1 protein-coding gene is annotated in these 255 nt (G+C 23.1%); it reads left to right on the top strand.

What is annotated here, in order from left to right; genetic code table 11:
- On the top strand, nucleotides 1–255 hold a 255-nt coding region (locus tag ACU68W_RS09395; RefSeq protein WP_446756449.1), incomplete at both ends, for an IS3 family transposase.

Raw genomic sequence — 255 nt, 5'->3', positions numbered from 1 at the left:
AGCTATTGATTTGCCAAAATCAACATACTACTTTGAAATTAATAAAGTTGATGGTGTTAAGATTAGAAATAAAAATATAGAAAATAAAATATTTGATATATTTAACAATCATAAAGGAAGATATGGTATTAGAAGAGTATATAGGGAATTATTGAATCAAGGATATACAATAAATCATAAAAAAGTACAGAGAATAATGCATGAATTAAAACTATTTGGTAAAAGACCTAGAGAAAAATATCATTCATACAAAGG

The sequence above is a fragment of the Finegoldia sp. P2-F-LR genome (genome assembly GCF_052932265.1).
Note: the sequence above shows the minus strand (reverse complement) of the source record. Positions and strands in the feature narration are given on the sequence as shown.